This window comes from Massilimicrobiota sp. mt181, from assembly GCF_055420065.1.
This window is the reverse complement of sequence record NZ_JBVAYN010000006.1, coordinates 64,803-88,683: the sequence shown is the minus strand read 5'-3', so window position 1 is coordinate 88,683 and position 23,881 is coordinate 64,803. Positions and strand designations below refer to the sequence as shown.

23 protein-coding genes are annotated in these 23,881 nt (G+C 32.5%); 8 read left to right on the top strand and 15 right to left on the bottom strand.

Translation table 11 applies throughout. The annotated features are described in order from the left end of the window. The first annotated feature begins 97 nt into the window (after nucleotides 1-97). Entirely contained in the window at nucleotides 98-1,765 is a 1,668-nt protein-coding gene (locus ACZYT4_RS05340; protein WP_463783206.1) for a glycoside hydrolase family 13 protein, read from the top strand. Between the two features lie 103 nt (nucleotides 1,766-1,868). Then, nucleotides 1,869-3,242 (top strand): M17 family metallopeptidase, encoded by a 1,374-nt coding sequence (locus ACZYT4_RS05335; RefSeq protein WP_463783204.1) that lies wholly within the window; start codon nucleotides 1,869-1,871, stop codon nucleotides 3,240-3,242. Between the two features lie 40 nt (nucleotides 3,243-3,282). Here ACZYT4_RS05335 and ACZYT4_RS05330 read toward each other — a convergent pair whose 3' ends face one another. Genes ACZYT4_RS05330 through ACZYT4_RS05320 form a run of 3 tightly spaced genes read right to left on the bottom strand, consistent with a single transcriptional unit; the run spans nucleotide 3,283 to nucleotide 7,306 of the window. Then, the gene (locus tag ACZYT4_RS05330) at nucleotides 3,283-5,142 is read right to left on the bottom strand and encodes an ABC transporter ATP-binding protein (protein WP_463783202.1); all 1,860 of its coding nucleotides are present in this window, start codon (nucleotides 5,140-5,142) and stop codon (nucleotides 3,283-3,285) included. Continuing rightward, nucleotides 5,142-6,866 (bottom strand): ABC transporter ATP-binding protein, encoded by a 1,725-nt coding sequence (locus tag ACZYT4_RS05325; protein ID WP_463783200.1) that lies wholly within the window; start codon nucleotides 6,864-6,866, stop codon nucleotides 5,142-5,144. The genes ACZYT4_RS05330 and ACZYT4_RS05325 overlap by 1 nt, the downstream gene beginning before the upstream one ends. Before the next feature lie 11 nt (nucleotides 6,867-6,877). Further along, the gene (locus ACZYT4_RS05320) at nucleotides 6,878-7,306 is read right to left on the bottom strand and encodes a MarR family winged helix-turn-helix transcriptional regulator (RefSeq protein ID WP_463783198.1); all 429 of its coding nucleotides are present in this window, start codon (nucleotides 7,304-7,306) and stop codon (nucleotides 6,878-6,880) included. A gap of 149 nt (nucleotides 7,307-7,455) precedes the next feature. Between ACZYT4_RS05320 and ACZYT4_RS05315 the strand changes: the two genes are divergently transcribed. Together ACZYT4_RS05315 and ACZYT4_RS05310 are read left to right on the top strand one after the other, a co-directional pair. Continuing rightward, nucleotides 7,456-8,562: a CobW family GTP-binding protein gene (locus tag ACZYT4_RS05315; protein WP_463783197.1), complete on the top strand. Its 1,107-nt coding sequence runs from the start codon at nucleotides 7,456-7,458 to the stop codon at nucleotides 8,560-8,562. Beyond that, entirely contained in the window at nucleotides 8,562-9,503 is a 942-nt protein-coding gene (locus ACZYT4_RS05310) for a TIGR03943 family putative permease subunit (protein ID WP_463783194.1), read from the top strand. Before ACZYT4_RS05315 ends, ACZYT4_RS05310 begins: the two co-directional genes overlap by 1 nt. A gap of 19 nt (nucleotides 9,504-9,522) precedes the next feature. Here the strand turns inward: ACZYT4_RS05310 and ACZYT4_RS05305 are convergent, their stop codons facing one another. Continuing rightward, complete coding sequence (locus ACZYT4_RS05305) at nucleotides 9,523-10,398, bottom strand: phosphatase PAP2 family protein (RefSeq protein ID WP_463783190.1); 876 nt, start codon at nucleotides 10,396-10,398, stop codon at nucleotides 9,523-9,525. Between the two features lie 439 nt (nucleotides 10,399-10,837). Then, entirely contained in the window at nucleotides 10,838-11,074 is a 237-nt protein-coding gene (locus tag ACZYT4_RS05300; protein WP_463783188.1) for a DUF6199 family natural product biosynthesis protein, read from the bottom strand. A gap of 75 nt (nucleotides 11,075-11,149) precedes the next feature. Between ACZYT4_RS05300 and tgt the strand changes: the two genes are divergently transcribed. From tgt to ACZYT4_RS05285, 3 genes are read left to right on the top strand one after another with little or no spacing between them, the layout of a single operon-like run. Then, nucleotides 11,150-12,283, top strand: coding sequence for a tRNA guanosine(34) transglycosylase Tgt (gene tgt / locus ACZYT4_RS05295; protein WP_463783184.1), 1,134 nt, complete (start codon nucleotides 11,150-11,152; stop codon nucleotides 12,281-12,283). Next, nucleotides 12,284-13,309, top strand: coding sequence for a tRNA preQ1(34) S-adenosylmethionine ribosyltransferase-isomerase QueA (queA, locus tag ACZYT4_RS05290; RefSeq protein WP_463783181.1), 1,026 nt, complete (start codon nucleotides 12,284-12,286; stop codon nucleotides 13,307-13,309). It begins immediately after the preceding gene. Then, a complete protein-coding gene (locus ACZYT4_RS05285) occupies nucleotides 13,309-13,959 on the top strand; it encodes an epoxyqueuosine reductase QueH (protein ID WP_463783179.1) in 651 nt (216 codons plus the stop codon). The genes queA and ACZYT4_RS05285 overlap by 1 nt, the downstream gene beginning before the upstream one ends. 22 nt (nucleotides 13,960-13,981) lie before the next feature. Here ACZYT4_RS05285 and ACZYT4_RS05280 read toward each other — a convergent pair whose 3' ends face one another. From ACZYT4_RS05280 to ACZYT4_RS05265, 4 genes are all read right to left on the bottom strand, one after another. Next, a complete protein-coding gene (locus tag ACZYT4_RS05280) occupies nucleotides 13,982-14,836 on the bottom strand; it encodes an EamA family transporter (protein ID WP_463783177.1) in 855 nt (284 codons plus the stop codon). A 118-nt stretch (nucleotides 14,837-14,954) separates the two neighbouring features. Further along, nucleotides 14,955-15,362, bottom strand: coding sequence for a PTS sugar transporter subunit IIB (locus tag ACZYT4_RS05275; protein WP_463783175.1), 408 nt, complete (start codon nucleotides 15,360-15,362; stop codon nucleotides 14,955-14,957). Then, complete coding sequence (locus tag ACZYT4_RS05270) at nucleotides 15,355-16,533, bottom strand: aminotransferase class I/II-fold pyridoxal phosphate-dependent enzyme (protein WP_463783170.1); 1,179 nt, start codon at nucleotides 16,531-16,533, stop codon at nucleotides 15,355-15,357. Before ACZYT4_RS05270 ends, ACZYT4_RS05275 begins: the two co-directional genes overlap by 8 nt. Continuing rightward, nucleotides 16,533-17,024 carry an Lrp/AsnC family transcriptional regulator gene (locus tag ACZYT4_RS05265; protein ID WP_463783166.1) on the bottom strand — a complete coding sequence of 164 codons (492 nt, stop codon included), beginning with the start codon at nucleotides 17,022-17,024 and terminating at the stop codon, nucleotides 16,533-16,535. The genes ACZYT4_RS05270 and ACZYT4_RS05265 overlap by 1 nt, the downstream gene beginning before the upstream one ends. Before the next feature lie 179 nt (nucleotides 17,025-17,203). On the opposite strand from ACZYT4_RS05265, the gene ACZYT4_RS05260 reads away from it, so the two are divergent. Further along, nucleotides 17,204-18,235: a lactonase family protein gene (locus ACZYT4_RS05260; RefSeq protein ID WP_463783163.1), complete on the top strand. Its 1,032-nt coding sequence runs from the start codon at nucleotides 17,204-17,206 to the stop codon at nucleotides 18,233-18,235. Between the two features lie 17 nt (nucleotides 18,236-18,252). Here ACZYT4_RS05260 and ACZYT4_RS05255 read toward each other — a convergent pair whose 3' ends face one another. The 6 genes from ACZYT4_RS05255 to ACZYT4_RS05230 form a co-directional block, all read right to left on the bottom strand. Then, nucleotides 18,253-19,560 carry an MATE family efflux transporter gene (locus ACZYT4_RS05255; protein ID WP_463783161.1) on the bottom strand — a complete coding sequence of 436 codons (1,308 nt, stop codon included), beginning with the start codon at nucleotides 19,558-19,560 and terminating at the stop codon, nucleotides 18,253-18,255. Between the two features lie 10 nt (nucleotides 19,561-19,570). Then, nucleotides 19,571-20,056: a pyridoxamine 5'-phosphate oxidase family protein gene (locus ACZYT4_RS05250; protein WP_463783159.1), complete on the bottom strand. Its 486-nt coding sequence runs from the start codon at nucleotides 20,054-20,056 to the stop codon at nucleotides 19,571-19,573. Between the two features lie 189 nt (nucleotides 20,057-20,245). Next, complete coding sequence (noc, locus tag ACZYT4_RS05245; protein WP_463783157.1) at nucleotides 20,246-21,013, bottom strand: nucleoid occlusion protein; 768 nt, start codon at nucleotides 21,011-21,013, stop codon at nucleotides 20,246-20,248. A 92-nt stretch (nucleotides 21,014-21,105) separates the two neighbouring features. After that, nucleotides 21,106-21,948 (bottom strand): HAD family hydrolase, encoded by an 843-nt coding sequence (locus ACZYT4_RS05240; protein ID WP_463783155.1) that lies wholly within the window; start codon nucleotides 21,946-21,948, stop codon nucleotides 21,106-21,108. A gap of 11 nt (nucleotides 21,949-21,959) precedes the next feature. Continuing rightward, the gene (locus ACZYT4_RS05235; RefSeq protein ID WP_463783153.1) at nucleotides 21,960-22,991 is read right to left on the bottom strand and encodes an aldo/keto reductase; all 1,032 of its coding nucleotides are present in this window, start codon (nucleotides 22,989-22,991) and stop codon (nucleotides 21,960-21,962) included. Between the two features lie 104 nt (nucleotides 22,992-23,095). After that, the gene (locus ACZYT4_RS05230; protein ID WP_463783149.1) at nucleotides 23,096-23,881 is read right to left on the bottom strand and encodes a zinc-ribbon domain-containing protein; all 786 of its coding nucleotides are present in this window, start codon (nucleotides 23,879-23,881) and stop codon (nucleotides 23,096-23,098) included.

Below are 23,881 nucleotides of genomic sequence, written 5' to 3'. Positions count from 1 at the left end.
TCAGCTCCTTTGTTTTATTATATGAAGATATTTGAGATTTGTAAAATCTTATCATCAATTATTTTTTCATGATATAATCATTTTAGAGGTGATCAATATGCCACAATGGTGGAAAGAAGAAATTGTTTATCAAATTTATCCAAAAAGTTTTCAAGATAGTAATCATGATGGAATCGGTGATATTCAAGGAATCATTCAAAAACTTGATTATTTAAAAGATTTAGGTGTCACTATGCTTTGGATTTGTCCTATTTATTGTTCTCCTATGGATGATAATGGCTATGATATTGCTGATTATTATCAAATTCATCCTGATTTTGGAAGTATGGAAGATGTCGATGAACTGATTGTCAAAGCGAAAGAAAGAGATATCAAAATCATTATGGATCTTGTTATTAATCATACATCTGATGAACATGCATGGTTTCAGGAAGCATTAAAAAATCCTGATAGTCCTTATCGACAATATTATATTTTTAAAGAAGGTCAAGATAACCAGCCTCCTACAAACTGGCGTTCTGTTTTTAGTGGTTCTGTTTGGGAAAAAGTCCCTCACGAAGACAATATGTATTATTTTCATTCTTTTTCTAAAAAGCAACCTGATTTAAACTGGGAAAATCCACAAATGAGAGAAGACATCTATCGCATGATTAACTGGTGGTTAGATAAAGGAATTGCAGGATTTAGAGTTGACGCTATTAACTTTATAAAAAAGGATCAATCCTGGCAAAATGGTCCTGTTGATGGCGCAGATGGACTCTCATCATGTTTTGAATTCACAAGAAATCAGCCTGGTATAGAAGTCTTTTTCAAAGAGTTGAGAGAAAAGACATTTGATATTCATCATTGTATGACAGTGGCGGAAGCTGTGGGTGTTCCTTATGATCAGCTTAGTATTTTTATTGGTCAAGATGGATGCTTTTCAATGATGTTTGATTTTAATTATTCACATATTGATATTACTGAACATGAAGAATGGTTCCCACTTCAAAATTGGACAATGCAGGAATACAAAGAAAAGCTCTTTTTAAGTCAAAAGGAAATCTTTAAAACAGGATGGTGTGGAACTTTCCTGGAAAATCATGATATGCAAAGAAGTTTAAACAGACTTATTCGTAATCCTCAAGAACGTACGCCAAAAGCCGCAAAAGCTTTAGGTCAAATGTTTATGTTTTTAAAGGGGACTCCTTTCATTTATCAAGGAGAAGAAATTGGGACTATCAATAATCATAGATTATCTATCCATGATTTTGATGATTTAAACTCTCACGCCCAATATCAAAGAGCCTTACAGGAAGGTTATAGCGAAAAAGAAGCTTTAGATTTTGTCAATCGTCGCAGTCGAGATAATACCCGTTCTCCTATGAGCTGGAATTCACAGTTATATGCAGGTTTTAGTGATGTTCAACCTTGGCTTACGAATAATGAATATTATCAAGATATTAATGTTGCTAAACAGGCGAATGATCCCGATTCTGTTTTATCTTATTATAAACAGATGATTGCTTTAAGACAGAATCCTTTGTATCATCAAACACTCGTATATGGAGATTTTATTCCATTAGAAAGCGAAGAATATGTGATTGCCTATATGCGTCAAGATGATCAACAGACAATCTTATGTATTCAAAACCTTCAAAACAAAGAAACTCATTTTCCTTTATCTTCAAAAGCTCAAGTTCTTTTATCCAATGATCAAGTCAATATTCAAAACCAACAATTAAAACTTTCTCCATATCAAGCAACAATTCTACTTATTGAATAGAGGCCTTATGAGATAGAACATTCTATCTCATAAGCCTTTTTCACAAAAATCCTCATTTCACTTGAAATAGTGATAAAATATATATCATAAGGAGGATTGTTTCATGAAACAGTTAAAACAACCAGACAATAAAATAATGATTTATCCGATTTATCACCATCAAAGTGTCTTGAATGATATATGTGATACCTTAGGATATGATATCAACACAATCATTAATAAAGACTTCAATCAATCCACAAAAGTCTATACACTTGGAAAATATGATTTCCCTTATATTCTTTTTGTTGGTCTTGGTGATGTCAGTGAACTGACGACTGCCAGACTTAGAAAGTTAGTTTTGAATATCTCAAAAAATATTAACGAGCCTGTTCAGCTGATGACTGATCATCTTGATGAAGGTATTGACAAGCATGCCTTTGTCAGAATATGGGTAGAATCACATATCATTGCCCAGTATCAGGAATGTAAGATTGGACATGATGCGAAAATGATAACTGATTTGGATATTGTATCATCAGGATATGTTGAAAAGGATATTGAAACAGGAAGAATCTATGGAGAAGGCATCAACTATGCCAGAAGACTTGCTGATACACCATCTAATCTGATGACACCAGAAGACATGGTCAAAGAAGCTGTCGAACTGGCTAAGGCGTATAACATTGAATATACAATACTCAACAAGAGTGCCTTGGAAGAAATGAAAGCAGGAGGCATTCTGTCCGTCAATCAGGGAAGTCATATACCTGCCTACATGATTGTATTGAAGTATACGCATAATGGAAATGCACCACATAAAGCCGTGATAGGAAAAGGAATTACATTTGATTCAGGAGGATACAACCTGAAATCAAACAGCTATGGCATGAAGTATGACATGTGTGGAGGAGCAGATGTTTTAGGAATCATGAAGATTCTTGCTGGTATCCAAGCCAAGACAAATGTTTATGGAATCATCCCAGTGACAGAGAATCTGGTGAATGGAAAAGCCTATAAACCACAGGATGTCATCACAACACTATCAGGAAAGACAGTCGAAGTCGTAAGCACAGATGCAGAAGGACGACTAATCTTATGTGATGCTATCACGTATGCACAAAAACTAGGAGCTAGTCATCTTATTGATTTAGGAACCTTGACTGGACCAGCCTTGGGGGATGTTTATACTGCTGTTTTCGCTAATGATGATGCCTATTATCAAGAATTTGAACAAGCCATGAAAGCAGCCGATGAAAAAGGATGGCGATTACCAATGGATGATGAATACCTTGAAAAACTCCAATCCAACAGCGCTGATTTCAAGAATGGTCCTATGACTTTTAGTGGAGAAGCCAGCGGGGCAGCCTGCTTGTTGAATGAATTTGTGGAAGATGGCATCAAATGGATTCACTTAGATATTGCTGCCACTGCTAAAACACCTGATGGCGCAACTGGTGCTATGATTCGAAGTATTGTTGAATTATTAAAACCATAAAGACGATGAAAAACCAATGAGGCTTATGGTCTCATTGGTTTTATTCTAACTCAAATTGTCCTGTATATAATTGATAATAACGTCCTTTTTGTGCAATCAATTCATCATGACTCCCACGTTCAATAATTTGACCATGATCTAACACCATAATCGCATCTGAATTTCTGACCGTTGATAATCTATGGGCAATCACAAAAACTGTTCGATTTTCCATTAAACGATCCATACCTTTTTCAATCAGCTTTTCTGTACGTGTATCAATTGAACTTGTTGCTTCATCCAATATCAAAACAGGTGGATTGGCAATGGCAGCTCTGGCAATAGCCAATAACTGACGCTGTCCTTGTGAAAGATTGGCCCCATCCCCACTCAACATGGTTTCATAACCATTTGGTAAACGTTTGATAAAACTATGGGCATTAGCCAATTTTGCTGCTTCTATCACTTCATCCATTGTCGCATCCAGTTTTCCATAACGAATATTATCAGCAATTGTTCCCGTGAATAAATGCGTATCCTGTAAAACAATAGAAATCGAATGTCTTAAATCATCTTTTTTAATTAATTTGACATCAATGCCATCATAAGTAATACTACCGCTATGAATATCATAGAAACGATTAATCAGATTTGTTATCGTTGTTTTTCCTGCACCTGTACTTCCAACAAATGCAATTTTTTGTCCCGGTTTCGCAAACAAATTAATATTTTTTAAAATAGGAACATTTTCTTCATAGCCAAACACCACATCATGGAAACGCACATCACCCTTTAATTCGACAAGCTCAATACTTCCATCTGGTCTAGGATGACGCCATGCCCAATATCCTGTATGTTCCTGACATTCACTTAAATGACCATCTTTATGTTTACGCACTCTTGTTAATGTAACTTGACCATCATCAATTTCTGGTTTTTCTGACATCATATCAAATATTCTTTCAGCCCCTGCCATAGCTGCTAAAATGAAATTCAATTGTTGTGTAAATTGATTGACTGGTTGCGCAGTCTGTCTGACAAAAACCAGATATGAAGATAAACTTCCTAAATCCATGATACCACCGATTGTTAAAAATCCTCCTACACAGGCAACAATAGCGTAATTAAAATAGGAAATACTAACAACTGTAGGAATTGTTCTTCCTGAATAAGTCAACGCATTAGTCGCAGCCTCCTGTAAAATACGATTGCGACGATTAAATTCTTCAATATTAGCCTGTTCATGATTAAAAACTTTGACAACTTTGACACCATCAACCATTTCTTCAATAAATCCATTCAAATCACCTAATGCCGCCTGTTGTTTAGAGAAATAATGTTTACTTCTTTTGGTTAAATATTGAATCATAAAATACATAATCAACATACAGGCAAAAACAATTAATGATAATTGCCAACTTAATACAAAAATTAAAATCAATGTTCCTACAATCATAATAAAGCTTTGAATTAAATTATCAAAACAGTTATTTAAAGCATCTTGAACTGTATCCAAATCATTTGTAAAATGACTCATTACTTCTCCATGTGTATGACTATCAAAATATTGAATAGGTAATTTTTGTGTTTTATCAAATAAGTCTTGTCGCATTTCTTTAACAATCTTTTGAGACGTATGCACCATCAATTGTTTATAAATGGCTGTTGAAGTCGCTCCAATCATATAGACAACAATCATAAAAATAATAAAACGAACCAATCCTTGATAATCTCCCGGCATTAAATATTGATTAATGACCGTACGAATTTGAAATGTTCCCCAAAGATTAATTCCTGTACTGATAATAACTAAAACAGCTACACTGCTTAAAGCATATTTATGATATCCAATATACTTTTTAAAGGAGCTTAATGTTTTCATCATATCTTGAGGTTTTGCATTTGTAATTTGTCTTGCCATTATAAACCAGCTCCTTCCAATTGAGAATAATAAATATCCTGATAAATGTGATCATGTGCCAACAACTCATCATGCGTTCCCACTGCATGAATATGTCCATCTTCTAAAATCACAATCTGATCAGCATGTTGAACACTCGAAACACGTTGAGCAATAATGATTTTTGTTGTATCTTTTAAAGATGCCAACCCTTCTCGAATACTAGCTTCTGTGGCCGTATCTACTGCACTTGTAGAATCATCTAAAATCAAAACTTTTGGTTTTTTTAATAATGCTCTGGCAATACATAATCTTTGTTTTTGACCACCTGAAACATTGACTCCACCTTGTCCCATATCAGTTTGATAACCTTCTGGGAAATTTTTTATAAATTCATCCACACAAGCAATGTGACAAGCCCATTCAATGTCTTCATCACTTGCATTTTTATTACCCCAAAGCAAGTTTTCTTTAATCGTTCCACTAAACAAAGTATTCTTTTGTAAAACCATTCCTACACTATCTCTTAAATGTTCTACAGAATAATTTTTCACATTACGTCCATCAACCAAGACTTCTCCTTCACTAACATCATAAAGTCTAGGTATCAACTGTACTAAGCTCGTTTTCGCTGAACCCGTTCCTCCCAAAATACCAATCGTTGATCCTGCCGGTATATGTAAATCAATATCTGTTAAGACATATTCTTTAGCTGTTGATTTATATTTAAAATAAACATGGTGAAAATCAATCGTACCATTTTCAACAATTTCTGATGTATTTTGTGGATCGTGTATATCTGGTACTTCATCAAGCACTTCAATAATACGTTCACAACTGGCAATAGATCTTGTTAACATTAAAAAGACATTAGAAATCATCATCAATGCATTTAATATCTGCATGACATAGCTTAAAAAACCAGTCAATTCTCCAACTTTCATCGTTCCAGCTAAAATCATCTGTCCACCAAAAAATAAAATAGAAACAATCGTCAGATACATCACATATTGAAATAATGGCATATTCCATACTGAAGTACGAAAGGCTTTTTCACTATTCTCTCTTAAATTTTCATTCATGCCTTCAAATTTTTCAGATTCATACCCCTCTCTAACATATGATTTAACAACACGAATAGCATTTAAATTTTCCTGGACAATTGTATTAATATTATCCATACTTGATTGCATAAACTTAAACAGTGGTCCAACTTTTCTTACGATGACAAATAATCCAATCCCCAATATAGGTGTAGAAACCAAAAATATAAGAGCTAATTTTGCATTAATAGTAAAAGTAAAAAATAATGCCAACAAAAGCATAAAGGGTGCTCTGACTAATGGTCTAATTCCATTACATATCGCATTTTGAATGATAATAACGTCACTTGTTAAACGGGTAATTAAAGACGACGTTGAAAAATGATCAGTATTCGCAAAAGAAAAATTCTGAACTTTTTCAAATTCATCTTTTCTCAATTCGGCTCCAAATCCTTGTCCTGCCGTAGCTGCAAAACGAGCATATAAGACTCCTAAAACATAAGCAATGCAGGCACAAACAATCATCAGTATGCCTTGTATGACAATATAATTTGTATCTTTATTGGCTACACCTACATCAATAATATTAGCCATCAATACAGGTATCACAAGTTCAAAAACTGTTTCTCCAATAATACAGGCACATGCCAGTAAAAAATAACGTTGATATTTTTTTGCATATGGCCATAAACGTTTGATCATATTTTCCCCTCCTATAAAATCTCTTTTCCTGTTAAATTCGTATACATACGAGATAAATAGTCTTGAAACTGCTGTTTCTCTTTTTCACTAAATCCTTTTAAAGAAATCTGTTCTATTTCTAAACAATGTTCGTCCCACTTTTCTAAAGCCTTTTCTCCTTCAATTGTTAAATTCAGTTGATAAGCACGTTTATTTTGAGGATTTATAGCTTTTGTAATCATGCCTTTTTCTTCTAAGTTATCAAGAATCTTACTTACTGTAGCACTTTCAATATCACATTCTTTTGCGATATCTTTTAATTTACAATCTTTATGATTTTGAATATATCGTAATACTTTCGGTTGACCGGGTGATAAACGAAAAGCATTCATATTCATTCGATTCTTTTGTCTTTGCGCATGAAAAGCTTTAAAAACTAACATATAAAAAGGTGTTTTCATGATTTTCCTCCTTTCATTAGCATACTAATTATTAGTACGCTAACAATTATAGTCTTATTCAATCTTTTTATCAAGAGAATTGTATGTTATTTCATTTGCTTGTTAAAAATACGAGTGCTATAATACAAAACAGAAAGAAGGTCGAATAAATGAGTAAAGTAGATATTATTTCTGGTTTCTTAGGAGCTGGAAAGACAACATTAATCAAAAAGCTTATTCAAGATTGTTTAGGAAATGAAAAAGTTGTTTTAATTGAAAATGAATTTGGTGAAATTGGTATAGATGGAAGCTTCTTAAAAGAAGCTGGAATTGAAATTACAGAAATGAACTCTGGATGCATTTGTTGTTCATTAGTTGGTGATTTTAGCGAAGCTTTAAAGCAAGTTGTTGCTCAATATCATCCTGATCGTATTATTATTGAACCATCAGGAGTAGGTAAACTTTCTGATGTCATTAAAGCTGTTCAAAATGTTCACAGTGAAGAACTCGAATTGAATAGTTTCTGTACTGTTATTGATGTGAAGAAATGTAAAACATATTCATTGAATTTTGGAGAATTCTTCAATAATCAGATTGAATATGCTTCTACTATTATTTTAAGTCGTACTCAGGATGTCCAACAAGATAAGATTCAGGAAGCTATTGATATTATTAAATCTATGAATACAACAGCTGCCATTATCACAACACCTTGGGAGGAATTAAGTAGCGAAACGATTTTACAAACAATGGAGAATCAAAATTCTTTACAGGATGTTTTAATGAAAGAAGCAGATATTTGTCCAGAATGTGGTCATCATCATGAACCTGGTGAACATTGCCATCACCACGAACATCATCATGAACATGGCGAACATTGTCATCATCATGATGAACATCATGAATGTTGTCACCATCATCACCACGACCATGAAGAATGCCATCACGAGCATCACCATGACCATGAATGCGGGTGTGGTCATCACCACCATCATGCTGATGAAGTATTTACAAGTTTAGGAAAAGAAACTATTCATACTTATACACACGAACAATTAGACAAAATTCTTCAGATTTTATCTTCATCTCATGATTATGGAGATATCTTGCGTGCTAAAGGTATTTTACCTACACCAGATAAGAAATGGTTACATTTTGATTTAGTGCCTGGAGAATATGAAATTCGTTATGGTAGTGCTGATTATACTGGTCGTCTTTGTGTGATTGGTAAAGATTTATTAGAAGATAAAATTTGTGAATTGTTTGGAGTAGAATAATGAATACAAGAATCTATTTATTTACAGGATTTTTAGATAGCGGAAAATCTTCATTTATTATTGATACAATTACGACAACAGATTTCTGCAGCAACGAAAAGACTTTATTAATTGTCAGTGAACAAGGTGAAAAAGAATATAATCAGGAAGACATTGAATCATTTAATTGTGATTTGGTATATATTCATAAAGAAGATGAATTCAACCTTGATTTTTTAACTGAAATGGAAAAGAAATATCATCCAACTCAAGTTTTAATGGAAGTCAATGGTATGTTTAATGTTGATCATCTTATTGAATGTGATAAACCTGAAGGTTGGGAAGTTGTCCAAGTTTTAACAACTATCAATGCTCAAACTTTTGCTTTGTATATTCAAAATATGCGTTCTTTATTATATCAACATGTTGTTCATAGTGATTTATTGATTTTTAACAGAATTGATGATTCTATTAAAAAATCATTCCTTAGAAATAATATTAAAGCTATCAATTCTACATGTCAGATTATCTATGAAAAAGAAGATGGTACTGTCAATACTTTAGAAGATGATGAATTACCATTCGATATTCATCAAGATTATATTAACGTTTTAGATCATGATTTCGGTCTTTTCTGTATGGATGCTTTAGATCATCCTGATAAATATAATCACAAGAAAGTGACTCTGAGAGGTAAATTCATTGGCCGTGATAAACAGTTAGAAGATGGTTTTGTGTTAGGACGTTTAGCTATGGTTTGTTGTGAAGAAGATACATCTTTAATTGGTATGGTTTGTGAACATCCATCTGCTAAACAACTGATTCCTAATGAATGGATTGAAGTTACAGGAACAATTGATGTTCAATATGATCCAGATATCAATGGAAATTTCTGTTTATTAAAAGTGGATGACTTAAAAGTCATTCCACCATTAAAAAATGAATATGTAACTTTTGATTAGAGGATGCATATCCTCTTTTTCATTTCTCATAAAATCTCGTCTTTGATTTTTTAAAAACAAACTGTACTATGACGATTTGTATCATAAGACATATAGCCATACCTACAACAACATCTGTTAAAAAATGAGCCCCCATAATAATTCTTGAAAAAGCAACCAAAAAAGTAAAACAAACTCCTATAAAAAATAATAAATTTTCTTTTCCTTTTAATCTTTTATCAAGTAAAGGCCACGTGCATAATATCATCGCACAAGCAGCATTGGCCGTATGAGCTGATGGAAATGATTTAAATTCCTCACTTGATATACCTGATGCCATCAGTTGTTCTTTGATAGAATTTCCTATAACCCACCAAGGCTGAAAACTCACATCATTGCGACTGCTAATCAATCTCATACGAGGTCTTTCCCATACAATTTTAATCCCATTAATGACAAGCTGTTCAATCACAACAACTAATAAAATGAAAAGCACAATCTTTTTTATTGTCTCATGAGAAACATGAAGGCTCAACTGATAAACCAATACATCAACAATTCCTACAATACCAATAGCTATTACTAAGCTTAATAATGTTGTCATTTCAGGAATATATAATAATGGCCCCAATGTCATTCCTATCACTGCAATAAGATTGAAAAGAAACGCTAGTGCATAATAAAATATCATTTTTATTTTCATGCTCTGATCTATCATACGTAATAATAAAGTTCCTGCCACTGCCATACATAATAAAGCAGGCAAATGCCCATAACTAGCCAAGAAAACACCAAAGATGTTATAAGGATCATAGAAAAACAGCGAAATTTGATAATCCCAAAGAGATCCTATTCCCATTAAAACAAATAAAATCATACCCAAAATGACACAATACTTTTTCTTATATATGTCCATTTTTTATCAATCCTTTATTTCATAATATTTTATTAACATTTAAAAACTATATCTTATATGCATAGACGCAATATGAATAAAGTCAATATATATTAAAAAGTTGCCAATAAAAAAAGCAACCCATTTATTTTTCAGATCTCAACATTGACTATATTATTGAGTTCATAAAGCTTAATATTTTTGTCTTTCTGAGCTTGTAACAGCATTTTTTAGTAGAGATAAATTTGAAGATCCAAAAGCATAGCAAAAACTAAAGAAATGAACAGTTCAATAATATATTCCTCTGTCTATATTTTGTATCCACAGGAAACTCTCTTTTATGAATATCTCATGAGCTTTTTATACTAAATCACGATTTACTAAATCTAGATTTAGTCATATGATATTGACATATAGATGATTGAGAACTGCTATGATCATAAACTTTGATTGGAGGATTTTAAATAAAAAGAGTCATTAAAAATATAATAGAACCAATAATACAAAACGTTCCCATAACACGCATCAAAGCGATATATAACTCTGAAGGTTCTCCATTCTTCACATCCCAGAAATGTTCGATTTTCCACAATAGATCAGGTTTCCCTACCATAGCAATTCCCAATAAAACTATCCAAATATATTCTATAACAGTTACATCCTTTATCTTTATTTTATATACTCTTTTCTTTTTCATAGAATTTCAATCAATAAAATTTGAACTTATACATCCTTTCATGTATAATGAGTATGCTAAAAAAGAGGTGAAAAAATGGAAGGTTTTTGGTATGAATTAAAACATGTTTGTAAACAATCTGGTGCGAGATATGGTATTTTACATACACCACATGGTGATGTTGAAACACCTATGTTTATGCCAGTAGGAACACTGGCAACAGTGAAAGGTATTTCTCCAGAACAATTAAAAGAAATGCATTCTCAAGTCATTTTAGCAAATACTTATCATTTATGGTTAAGACCTGGTGAAGATGTTGTCAAAATGGCTGGTGGATTACATAAATTTATGAATTATGATGGTCCTATTTTAACTGATAGTGGTGGTTTTCAAGTCTTCTCTTTAGGAAAGACAAGAAAGATTGAAGAAGAAGGAGTCACATTTAAAAGTATTGTTGATGGGAAAAAATTATTTTTATCTCCTGAAAAATCTATTCAAATTCAAAATGATTTAGGAGCTGATATTATCATGAGCTTTGATGAATGTGCACCATATCCTTCTACACATGAATATATGAAAAAAAGTGTGGAAAGAACTCTGCGTTGGGCAAAACGTGGTCAAGATGCTCATAAAAGAAAAGATCAGGCTTTATTTGGTATTGTACAAGGTGGAGAATTTGAGGATTTAAGAGAACTGTCAGCTAAAGAATTAGTCAAAATGGATTTTCCTGGATATTCTATCGGTGGAACAAGTGTTGGTGAACCTAAAGATGTCATGTATAAAATGATTGATGATGCAGTGAAATGGCTCCCTCAGGATAAACCACGTTACTTAATGGGTGTTGGGAACCCAATTGATTTGATTGAAGGGGCTATTCGTGGTATTGATATGTTTGACTGTGTTTTACCAACAAGAGTCGCAAGACATGGGGCGTTAATGACACATCATGGACGTATGAACATCAATAATGAAAAATATAAATATGACTTTACGCCTATCGATGACAAATGTCATTGTTATACATGTCAAAACTATACACGTGCTTATTTAAGACATTTACATAAATGTGATGAATTATTTGGAAAGAGTTTATTATCTATTCATAATGTTGCTTTCTTGCTTCAATTAAGTGAAGATATAAGAAAAGCTATTCAAGAAGATCGTTTATTAGATTTTAAAGAAGAATTTTTAAATAGTTATGGTCGAGATGTTTATGAAAGGGCGTTTTAAATGAAAATTAGCGAATTTGATTATGATTTACCAGAGGAATTAATTGCACAGACTCCTCTACAAAAAAGAGATACTTCTCGTTTAATGGTCTTAGATAGAAAAACAAGAACGATTGAAGATAAGCATTTTTATGATATTTTAGACTATCTTCATAAAGGTGATATTTTAGTAAGAAACAATACAAAAGTCATTCCTGCCAGACTTTATGGAATTAAAGAAGAAACTGGTGGTCATGTTGAAGTCTTGCTTCTTAAAGATTTAGGTGAAGATGTATGGGAATGTCTTGTGGGAAATGCACGTATTGTGAAAGTGGATACTGTCATTACTTTTGGAGATGGTTCTTTAAAAGCCAAATGTGTACATATTGGAGAAGAAGGTATTCGTCATTTTCAAATGATGTATGAAGGCATTTTCTATGAAGTCTTAGATCATCTTGGAACAATGCCACTCCCTCCTTATATCAAGGAAAAGCTTGAAGACCCTAATCGTTATCAGACCGTTTATGCCAAAGTAGAAGGAAGTGCTGCAGCACCTACTGCTGGTTTACATTTTACTGAAGATATTTTAAAGAAAGTTCAAGAAAAAGGTGTTGAAATCCTAGATGTCACTTTACATGTAGGTCTAGGAACTTTTAGACCAGTGAAAGTTGATGATGTATTAGAACATCATATGCATAGTGAATTTTATATGATTGATGAAGATACTGCCAACAAACTGAATCAAGCCAAAGCTAATGGACAGCGCATCATCAGTGTTGGAACGACTTCAACAAGAACACTTGAAGCCAACTTTAAAAAATATGGAAAATTTCAAGCTACCCAGGAAAGTACTGATATCTTTATTTATCCAGGTTATCAATTTGAAGCTATTGATGCTCTGATTACCAATTTCCATCTTCCTAAATCAACATTAGTCATGCTTGTGAGTGCATTTGCTGATAAAGACTATATTATGAAAGCTTATCATCATGCTGTAGAAGAAAAATATCGTTTCTTCTCATTTGGTGATTGCATGTTTATTCAATAATGAAAATCAATTATGATTTAAAATTACAGGAAGAACTACAAAAAATCGGTGATCAGAAACCAACATTATTATTACATGTTTGTTGTGGACCATGTTCTAGCAATGTGATTAAAGAATTATGCGAGCATTTTGAAATCACAATCTATTATTCCAATTCCAATATTTATCCATCCGATGAATATCAAAGACGTTTCCATGAATTATTATCTTTTATTGAAAGATCTAATGATGATTTCAATCAAAACATTCAAGTCATTGAAGATCCTTATAATAATAGTGAATGGATTTCTCATCTTTATCCTTTAAAAGATTATCCAGAAGGAAGTATCAGATGTCGTCTTTGTTATAGCTTGAGAATGCGTAAAACATTTGATTATGCAAAAATCAATCATTATGATTATTGGACAACTGTTTTAAGTGTGTCACCACATAAAAATAGTCAATGGATTAATGAAATTGGTGATCAATGGCAAAGTGATGCACCAAAATTCTTATATGCTGATTTTAAGAAAAACAATGGTTATTTAAAATCAACACAAATGACAAAAGAATATGGCATGTATCGTCAAAATTATTGTGGCTGTATGTTCAGTTATGAAGAAATGTTAAAAAGAGAAAGTCAAAAAGACAAACAAAAACAGGATGTCTAAAAGCATCCTGTTTTCTTTATGATTAAAACAACATAATCAGCGTTCCTATAACAATCATTATCAATCCAATAAAAGATTTGAAATATAGTTTTTCACGAAAAACAATATAAGAGAAAAGTACCGTCACTAAGATACTCAGTTTATCAATCGGTGTGACAAGACTAGCTGGTCCAATCTGCAAGGCTCTATAAAAACATAACCATGATGCCCCTGTGGCAATACCTGATAAGAAAATATAAATCAGTTCCTTTTTTGGAACTTCTTTAACGCAACTTTGAGTGTGTGTAGCAAACACAACAACCCAAGCCATCACCAAAACAACACTTGTACGAATGGCTGTTCCCAAATGGCTGTCAATATGACTAATGCCTACTTTTCCTAAGATGGTTGTTAAACTAGCAAAAACAACTGATAATACAGCATAAATCAACCAATGATTTTCTTCTTTTTGATTTGTTTCTTTTTTCTCCAACATCAAAAAAGTTCCACTCATCATTAAAATCATTCCCATAATTTTATAAATATTGACTGCTTCATGAAATAAAATAAAACTTAAAATCATTGTCAAAACAACACTCGTTTTATCTATCGCAGCCACTTTATTAATGTTTCCTAATTGTAAAGCTCTAAAATAACATAACCATGATGCTCCTGTCGAAAGACCAGATAAGACTAAAAAAAGAAGTGTTTGATAAGATAAATTTACTATTTCATCCAATGATCCTACAATCAAAACCATCATCCAAGAAAAAATCAAAACAACAATTGTTCTTAAAGTTGTCGCTACATGTGAATGGGTATGATGTATACCGCATTTTGCCAAGACAGCAGTTATACCAGCAAAAAATGCTGAGCCAAATGCATAAAATACCCACATCTTTGTTCCCTCTTTTCTGGTATACTCTTTTCTTTCATTCTCACACATTTATATTCTATACTGTTACCAATAAAAAATATAGTCTCATTTCAACAAAAAAAGTAAGAATTTTGAAGTCTTACTTTTGATAAACATGTTTATAGGCTTTTTGTCTTGTTATTTTTAATACATTATCCTCACCTGGAAAATGGACAGGATTCATATGTGTCTGCTGATAAATTTCAAGCAAATCTATCACATCCTGATAGATTTCTTCAATCTCCATATTTCCATACATTCTTGGTGGCAAAACATAAATAGGGACTTGAACATCTGTCTTTTCTAGTAGCTGTTTAACATAAATATTTAAATGTGGACAACAAATAATAATATCAAAGTTATCTATCTTTTCTAAAACAAGAGAAAAAGGAGAAAACTCCATTTCGAGTTGATCTGATAAGCCTTTCGCAATAATCTCCTTTTTCATCCTTTCAGCTACATAACTTGATGAAAAGCCTCCCCCACAACATAATAATACTCTAATCATGTGATGCTCTACATTTATCTACAAAGATTTTTATTTTCTGAGTTGCAATTTTTAGTTCTTCAAGACTATAAGCATAAGAAACACGAATAAATCCTTCTCCTGCTGGTCCAAATGCCGTTCCAGGAACACAAGCTACTTTTTGATCTTCTAATAGTTTTTCACAGAATTCATCAGATGTGAGTCCAGTTGAACGAATACATGGAAAAACATAGAAAGCTCCTTGAGGTTTAAATGTTTCTAACCCCATATCATTAAATGTTTTAACCAAAAAGTTTCTTCTTGCTTTATATGAATCACGCATTTTCAATACTTCATCATAACAATGTCTTAATCCTTCAATAGCCCCATATTGTGCAGCTGAAGGAGCAGACATGATAATATATTGATGAATTTTATTCATAGCTTTTGTAAATACAGCATTCGCAAGAACATAACCCAAACGCCATCCTGTCATCGCAAATGCTTTAGAAAATCCACTGACAACAATGACTTGATCTTTGATTTCATCAAATGAAGCAATCGAGCAAAATTCTTCTTCATAACTCAATTCTGCATAAATTTCATCTGATATCACAATAAGACCAGCTTCCTTAATAATAGGAACAATCTTTTCATAATCACTCTTTGTCATAAACCCACCTGTTGGATTAGATGGATAATTAATCAATAATGCTTTTGTTTTTGGAGTAATAGCTGCTTTTAAAAGCTCTGGTGTTAATTTAAATTCATCTTCCTGACGTAAATTAATTGTGACAGGAATCCCACCAGCAAGCTCTACTCCTGGTGTATAAGCTACATATCCAGGATCCAAAACAATCATTTCATCCCCAGGATTTAATATTGCACGAATCGCGATATCAATGCCTTCTGATCCACCAACAGTCACAATACAGTTATCCTTAGCATTATAATCCACATGAAAACGTTCATGATAATATCGACAGATTTCTTCTCTTAACTCCTGTAATCCTTGATTAGCCGTATAGAACGTTCTTCCTTTTTCAATGGAATAAATAGCAGCTTCTCGAATTGCCCAAGGTGTTGTAAAATCTGGTTCTCCAACCCCTAAAGATATCACATCTTCCATCTGTGAAGCTAAATCAAAGAATTTTCTAATACCACTTGGTTTAATTGTTTTGACTCTATCACTTAAAATATCATTATAATCCATTATGGAGTCACCACCAATCTATCATTTTTTCCATCTTCATCTTCAATTAAAACAACACCATTATTTTTATATTGTTTTAATACAAAATAAGTTGATGTTCCTGTCACTCCATCTACACATGCAAGTTTACTTGCCACAAAGTGAGCCACTTCCTGCATTGTCTTTCCTTTCACAATACATACAAACTCAAAACTTCCACTTAATAAATACATTGTATCTACTTCATCAAATTTATAAATATGACTTGCAATACGATCATAACCATATTCTCTTTCAGGACTTGCATTGACTTGAATCAATGCTGTTACAATTTCCGTATTTGTTAAATCCCAATTGACAATTGTATGATAACCACAAATCACTTTCTTCTTTTCTAAATCTGTTAATCGCTCAATAACATTATCTTTCGATTCATCTAAGGCGGCCGCTAAATCAGTAATTTTCATCCTCGCATTTTTTTGTAATAAACTTAATAATAACTTATCATCCATATTCGGCTTCCTCCTTCTCAATATAGTAACTATTGTATTACAAATTCTTTCATTAGAAAAGCCTTTCTTCATTTTTATTTTTAATTCTTTTTACTAATTATCTATTTTTCATTTGTTTTTTTATTTATTTCATAAAATATTATGATAAAATAATTTATATAGCGAAAGGAGTTTAACCAATGAAAGTCTTTTATGTCTCTAGTTATGGAAAACATCATGATAAAGGAATTTATATCATGAAATTTGATGAAGAAACATTATCAATGAAACGTATACAACAAATTGAAACACAAGATTACCCTTCTTATATGATATGCGATGATCATATGTTATATGTTGCCTATAAAAATGCCAATTCTCATAGTACTGGTGGTGGTTTAGGAAGCTTTTCTATCTACAAAGATGAACTCATTTTAAATAATAATTATCATTCCAGTGGGCGTTCTTATACACATTTATGTGTTGATCAGCAACATCGCTATCTTTTTGCTGCTAATTACCATGTGGGTGCAACTGCTTCATATCAATTAGAAAATGGTGCTATTGCCAGAAAAATATGTGCTGTTCATCATGTCGGATTAGGTCCAGATCTTTTAAAACGTCAGACGGGTCCTCACGCTCATTATGTTGGTATAACACCTGATAAGGAATTTGTTTACTCCGTTGATTTAGGTGCTGATAAAGTCATTATGTATCGTTATCATGATGGTGTCTTATCAGAAGACTCTGATTATACTTTAAATATTATGCCAGGTTCTGGCCCTCGTCATATGATTTTTTCAAAAGATGGTCGTTTTGCGTATCTTGTTAATGAAATTGCGAATAACATTATGGTCTTTAAATATTATCAAGGACACTTTCAATTGATTCAAGCTATTCATTGTATTCCTAGACATTTTAAAGGCTTTTCAAGTGCCGCGGCTATCCGTTTGACACAAAGTGGTCATCATCTTTTTGTATCTAATCGTGGACATGATAGTATTGCTATGTATAGAGTCAATCAGGAAAGTGGAAAAATTTCATTATTGTATATGGTTCATACTCAAAAAGAACCTCGAGATTTTCAAATTCTTGATGATCGCTATCTGATTATTGCCTGTCAGGGTAGTCACTTACTGCAAGTTATGACATTTAATGAAGAAACAGAAGAACTAGTTTTATCTGATTCTACTATAGAAATCCCATCACCTGTTTGTGTCACATTTGAATAAATGATAAAAACTGCGAATCACGCAGTTTTTTTAATTCTTAAAAAGAATGTCATACCTATAACCGCAACAATAAGTTCTGTTGCTGGAAATGCACACCAGACTCCTTGAATATGAAAAATCCATGATAATACAAATGCCATTGGTATAATAATTACAAAACCTCTTAAAATAGAAATGATATGTGCTGGCAATGGATTTTCTGTAGAAGTTAAATACATCGATATAATAATATTAAATCCAGCAAATGGACAAGCTATAAAATATAATTGTAAACCATTTGTTGCAATTGTTTGTAATATAGCGTTATGTTCACTATTAAAGATTTGAGTCACTTGTTCCGCTCCAAAAAAGACAATACTGTAAATCAATACAGACACCATGATCATTGTAATCAGGGCATAACGCAATACTTTATGAATAAAATCAAAACGATTCATACCGTAATAACGACTCATCAATGGTTGAATTCCCTGAGCTATACCTGTATAAATAGCAATCACGACTAAACTTAAATTGGCAATGACACCATATGCAGCAACACCAACATTACCTGCTAAATGAAGAATCATAGCATTAAAGACAATCATCACAATGCCTGAAGAAACTTCTGTCACCAATGATGGAACTCCACTAGATAAAATACTTAGACAAGAGGATATACGCATTCGACATTTTGTGAAATGAAACTGATTCTGTTTACGTAAAAAATGTGGAGATAAAATCATCATACTGATGATAGGTGCTAACCCAGTCGCAAATACAGCACCAAAGATTCCCATCTGACAAGGGAAAATAAAAATATAATCCAAAACAACATTGGATAAACTCCCACCAATCATAGCTGCCATGGAAAGCTGCGGCGCTCCATCATTACGTACAAAACATAGTAAGACATTATTTAATAAAAATGCTGGCGCAAACAATAAAATAACTCTCAAATAAGTGACAGCCATTTCAAAGACTTCACCTTCTCCACCAAATAATGTAATGATGGATTTTGAACAAAATAACCCAATCAAAACAAAGACAAGAGCAAAAACACCTGCCAGTGCTACTGAATGAGTAAATATTTGATTGGCTGATGAATGATGATTCTGACTTTTGAAAATAGAATACTTTGTTCCTCCACCCATACCAATCATTAATCCACTTCCATGAATAAAACTATAAATAGGAATAGCTAAATTTAAAGCTGTTAATCCATTGGTTCCAAGTCCTTTTGAAACAAAAAATGTATCTGCTAAAATATAACAAGATAATCCAATCATTCCCATCACATTCAAAGATGTATATTTGATATATTCATAAAAACAACTCTTCTTCATTTTTTCTCCCTCAAGACTCTTTAACAAGTTCAATAGCCTGTTTTCCTGTTATCTCTTTGATATCAAGTTCCAATATACATAATGTTTTCCAGAACTTTTCTATTTCTTCTTGACGACTTTGCCTACTTTCTGCTGGTGAATATTTGCTTGCTAGTGTTTCAATCGCATGACGTTTTTCCTTATCATCTTCAATGACACGTATGTTTCCAAAAACAATAACACTACAAAAATAAGTTGTATATTTTTCTGGAACAATGTTGTCCTGATCAATAACACAAAATGAAGCTTTCTCATTTTCTTCTATCAGATCTAGTTTATAGCCACTTTTTGCACAATGGAAATAGATTTTATGATTATCATATACATAACTCAAAGGAACACCATAGGGTTCCTTTGCATTTCCACATAATGACAAAACCCCTGAAGTTCCTCTATTTAAAATCTCTATACATTCTTCATTTGATAAAGCTTGTCTTTTACGACGCATTTCTTTCATATTTTATCTCTCCTTCCATACAAAATAAAAAACATTGACTTTCGCATCTTCTATGGCCTAACGATACGAAATCAATGCTTTTCAGTTTACCCGGCGGCAAACATAATAGATATATCTATCTTGTATCATAACATATGCTTTTCCTAATAGCAATATTATAAATGACTTTAATAAAATTTATAGTGAACACTATTTTTTCATCTTTATAACATAAATCACTTCTTCATCTGTTTCTGAAATATCCACTGTTGTTTCTACTCCAGCTTGTTCAACCATTTTTGCTGCCTGATCAATAGTATTCATTGCTATTTTTAAATTCTGTGAAATACTCTTTGTCTTAGGCTTAGGTTTTTTAGGTTCAATCTTACTTTTAATTTTTTGTTCAGTCTGTTCAACATTTAAACCTTTATCCATGATTTCTCTTAACATATTATTTTGTTTAGCTGTTGTATCTAACTTTAATAAAGCTCTAGCATGACGTTCTGAAATATCTTTTCTTCTGACTGCTTCCTGAACTGTCATTGGTAATTGTAAAAGTCTTAATTTGTTGGCAATTGTAGACTGTTTTTTCCCCACTTTTTTAGCGAGCTCTTCCTGTGTGATATTTTGTGTATCTAAGATTTGCTGATAAGCCAATGCTTCTTCAATCGCAGATAAGTTTTCTCTTTGAACATTTTCTACAATAGCAGCTGTTGCTGTTTGCTCTTCATCATATTCCTGAACCAGACATGGGACTTCTTCAATACCTGCCAGAAGACAAGCACGATAACGTCTTTCCCCTACAACAATTTGATATTTCCCCTGATATGGTCTGACAACAATAGGCTGTAATAAACCATTTTGTTGAATTGAAACAGCCAGTTCTTGTATTTTTTCATTTTCAAAATGTGTTCTTGGCTGATGATCATTGGCTTCTATTGAATGAATATCTATAAATTTATATGTCGGTTCTTTCACAAAATCCTCTCCTTATAACCTGTTGTTCTATTATAACATCTTTATAACAAAAACAAAAGAAAAGTCCTATAAACTTTTCTTTTGCAACACAATTAATCAATGAGTTTTAAATATTTAAAAGCATTATACAATCCATCATCATTGACATCAGTTGTAATATAATCTGCAGCTGCTTTAATCTCTTCTCCACCATTTCCCATGGCGACATTATATGCACAGCATTCAAACATCGATAAATCAATTTTCGCATCACCAAAAGATATTGTATCTTTGGCATCCGCCCCTAAGTATTCAAGTAAAACTTCAATAGCATGTCTCTTTGTAATACCTGCTGGTCCTAGATCACCATATAAAGCAACTTCACCTTTTCCACCCCAAGTATTTGCAATTAAATGAGGAAATTCTTTTTTAGAATCTAAATGATCCTGATAGCTACTTAAAATGAAACTGATTTTATTAACATCATCTCTATAAAGATCTTCTCCCTGCAAATGAATAAATCCATCAATAAAACGTTTTGATGATTCTTCTGCCTGAGATAAGTCAGCTCCTTTGCCTTGGGCATATTTAACCATGGTTTCAGGCCCTTGTTCATACATGTAATCATTACAATACATACCACTGTTTGCTTCTAAATAAAAACCTAAATGTCTTTCATTACACCAATCAACAATATGTTTCACATCTTCCTTAGATAATCCCTGATGCATCACCACATGTCCATGATCTTCTACATAGGCTCCATTACCACCAATCATTCCATCTAATTCACATAAATGACGTTGTTCAATTTCTGCTTTTGAACATCCTGTACAGATGTAAACTTTGTGTCCATTTGCACGTGCCTCATTCACAGCTTTTGCAGCAGAAGCAGGTAATTTTGCTTCATAGTCAATTAATGTCCCATCAACATCTAAAAATATAATCTTACTCATTGTCTTCCTCCCTATTGTACTTTAACCTCTCCTGATAAAACCTTTTGATAATCTTCATAATTCTTTTGCAGTAATGCTGGTGTATCTAATTCATACGGACATTTACGAGAACATTGTCCACAATGTAAACAATTTTCGATTTTCTTCATTTCAGCTTGCATTTCCTCTGTTAACCAGTTTTGTGAAGGTGATCTTCTTAACATCAATGACATACGTGCACATTGATTAATCATAATTCCGACAGGACAAGGCATACAATATCCACATCCACGACAGAAATCACCAGACAATTCTTCTTTTTCTTTTTCAATAAAAGCTTTCATATCTTCATCAATGACAGGTGTTTCATCCATATAAGATAACCATTCATCCAATTCACTTTCCTTTTGAATTCCCCAAATAGGTAAAACATTATCAAACTGACTCATATATGCCATCGCTGGTTTAGATTGATTAATTAAACCACCTGCCAATCCCTTCATAGCAATAAATCCCATATCAGCTTCTTTGCTTTTTTGAACCAGTTCTTCTTCCTTTGAAGAAGATAAATAACTAAATGGAAATTGAATTGTTTCATAAAGATGAGAATCCACTGCATCCATGGCAACTTGTATTAAATGGGCAGTAATACCAATATGACGAATTTTACCCTCTTCTTTAGCTTTCAACATACATTCATACATCCCTGTTCCATCCCCTGGCTGATACACTGTTTCAGCACAATGGAACTGATATATATCAATATAATCTGTTTGTAATAACTCTAAAGATGTATTCAATTGTTTCCAAAATTCTTCTGGTGTTTTGGCCATTGTTTTGGTTGCTAAATAATAACTTTCTCGTGGATAAATACTTAAAGCTTTCCCTAATTTTTCTTCACTGTCACTATAGGCTCTCGCCGTATCAAAAAATCGCATATCACCATCATAAGCTTTTCTTATAATTTTGATAGCTTCTTCTAAGCTAACCCTTTGAATTGGCAAAGCACCAAAAGCATTTTGTTTAACTTGAATTCCTGTACTTCCTAATATAATATCTTTCATACTCCTACCCTCTTTTCTTTAATTATATTTTAACAAAAAACACGAGTTATGAATAGAATTTATAAAAAACATTTCTCATATCAACATCATCATAAATATAGCTTTTACATCTTGGCATTCACCGAATAATAATAATGATAAATATGCAAATAATAACTTTCGCTTAAATAAACACTATAATCATCCAAATATTGATTAATTTTATAAGAAGATTGATCTTCCTGTTGCAGTTTTGTACGATACTGATCCAATATATCCAACATATCTCTTTGGATTTGATGACTTAAAACTTCTATTGTTTCAACATCTAAATCTGGTTTCTGTTCTCTGATACTCTCTTCGCTCTCCCATGAAAGGCTCACTGCCTGATCAGTGAGTGATGATTGAACAAATGACGCCCTCAATGTATACTCAATATTATTTTTTTGAGCTGAAATATTAAAACTTGCATTGACTCCTTGCCCATAATCATAGACATTCTCATATTGATCAATCATTTCCATATCCAAATCATTAAATAAATTTATAATCTCATCACGATATTGCAAAGCTGTTTCAGCTGTTCCATCATCCTTACCATCATCTATATATTCTTGTAATGGTGAATCTTCTTCAGGTGTTATATTTTCTACATATGTTTCTTCAGGCGCTGCCATGATGAAAGAGCCTATGCTTATCAACATTTTTATCAAAAAGAAAGCCACAACAACAATAAGAATAACCTTAACTATTCTTTTATAAGGAATGCTCTTTTGAGGACGTTTGGATGTAGATGTTGTATTCTGATTTTGCACATAAGTTGCTGTTGTTTCTTTTTTTACACGATAACCACAATTTGGGCAAGTTGTACTCCCAGGTGGTATTTTTGTATGACAGACATCACAACGCAT

Coding starts and splice junctions, on each gene's coding strand:
- ACZYT4_RS05280 (WP_463783177.1), bottom strand. CDS start 14,836: ATGTGGGTATTTTATGCATTTGGCTCAGCATTTTTTGCTGGTATAACT.
- ACZYT4_RS05320 (WP_463783198.1), bottom strand. CDS start 7,306: ATGAAAACACCTTTTTATATGTTAGTTTTTAAAGCTTTTCATGCGCAA.
- ACZYT4_RS05275 (WP_463783175.1), bottom strand. CDS start 15,362: ATGATTAGAGTATTATTATGTTGTGGGGGAGGCTTTTCATCAAGTTAT.
- ACZYT4_RS05310 (WP_463783194.1), top strand. CDS start 8,562: ATGAATACAAGAATCTATTTATTTACAGGATTTTTAGATAGCGGAAAA.
- ACZYT4_RS05270 (WP_463783170.1), bottom strand. CDS start 16,533: ATGGATTATAATGATATTTTAAGTGATAGAGTCAAAACAATTAAACCA.
- ACZYT4_RS05340 (WP_463783206.1), top strand. CDS start 98: ATGCCACAATGGTGGAAAGAAGAAATTGTTTATCAAATTTATCCAAAA.
- ACZYT4_RS05260 (WP_463783163.1), top strand. CDS start 17,204: ATGAAAGTCTTTTATGTCTCTAGTTATGGAAAACATCATGATAAAGGA.
- ACZYT4_RS05305 (WP_463783190.1), bottom strand. CDS start 10,398: ATGGACATATATAAGAAAAAGTATTGTGTCATTTTGGGTATGATTTTA.
- ACZYT4_RS05235 (WP_463783153.1), bottom strand. CDS start 22,991: ATGAAAGATATTATATTAGGAAGTACAGGAATTCAAGTTAAACAAAAT.
- ACZYT4_RS05315 (WP_463783197.1), top strand. CDS start 7,456: ATGAGTAAAGTAGATATTATTTCTGGTTTCTTAGGAGCTGGAAAGACA.
- ACZYT4_RS05330 (WP_463783202.1), bottom strand. CDS start 5,142: ATGGCAAGACAAATTACAAATGCAAAACCTCAAGATATGATGAAAACA.
- ACZYT4_RS05285 (WP_463783179.1), top strand. CDS start 13,309: ATGAAAATCAATTATGATTTAAAATTACAGGAAGAACTACAAAAAATC.
- ACZYT4_RS05300 (WP_463783188.1), bottom strand. CDS start 11,074: ATGAAAAAGAAAAGAGTATATAAAATAAAGATAAAGGATGTAACTGTT.
- ACZYT4_RS05335 (WP_463783204.1), top strand. CDS start 1,869: ATGAAACAGTTAAAACAACCAGACAATAAAATAATGATTTATCCGATT.
- queA (WP_463783181.1), top strand. CDS start 12,284: ATGAAAATTAGCGAATTTGATTATGATTTACCAGAGGAATTAATTGCA.
- ACZYT4_RS05240 (WP_463783155.1), bottom strand. CDS start 21,948: ATGAGTAAGATTATATTTTTAGATGTTGATGGGACATTAATTGACTAT.
- ACZYT4_RS05230 (WP_463783149.1), bottom strand. CDS start 23,881: ATGCGTTGTGATGTCTGTCATACAAAAATACCACCTGGGAGTACAACT.
- tgt (WP_463783184.1), top strand. CDS start 11,150: ATGGAAGGTTTTTGGTATGAATTAAAACATGTTTGTAAACAATCTGGT.
- ACZYT4_RS05325 (WP_463783200.1), bottom strand. CDS start 6,866: ATGATCAAACGTTTATGGCCATATGCAAAAAAATATCAACGTTATTTT.
- ACZYT4_RS05250 (WP_463783159.1), bottom strand. CDS start 20,056: ATGAAAGAAATGCGTCGTAAAAGACAAGCTTTATCAAATGAAGAATGT.
- ACZYT4_RS05255 (WP_463783161.1), bottom strand. CDS start 19,560: ATGAAGAAGAGTTGTTTTTATGAATATATCAAATATACATCTTTGAAT.
- ACZYT4_RS05265 (WP_463783166.1), bottom strand. CDS start 17,024: ATGGATGATAAGTTATTATTAAGTTTATTACAAAAAAATGCGAGGATG.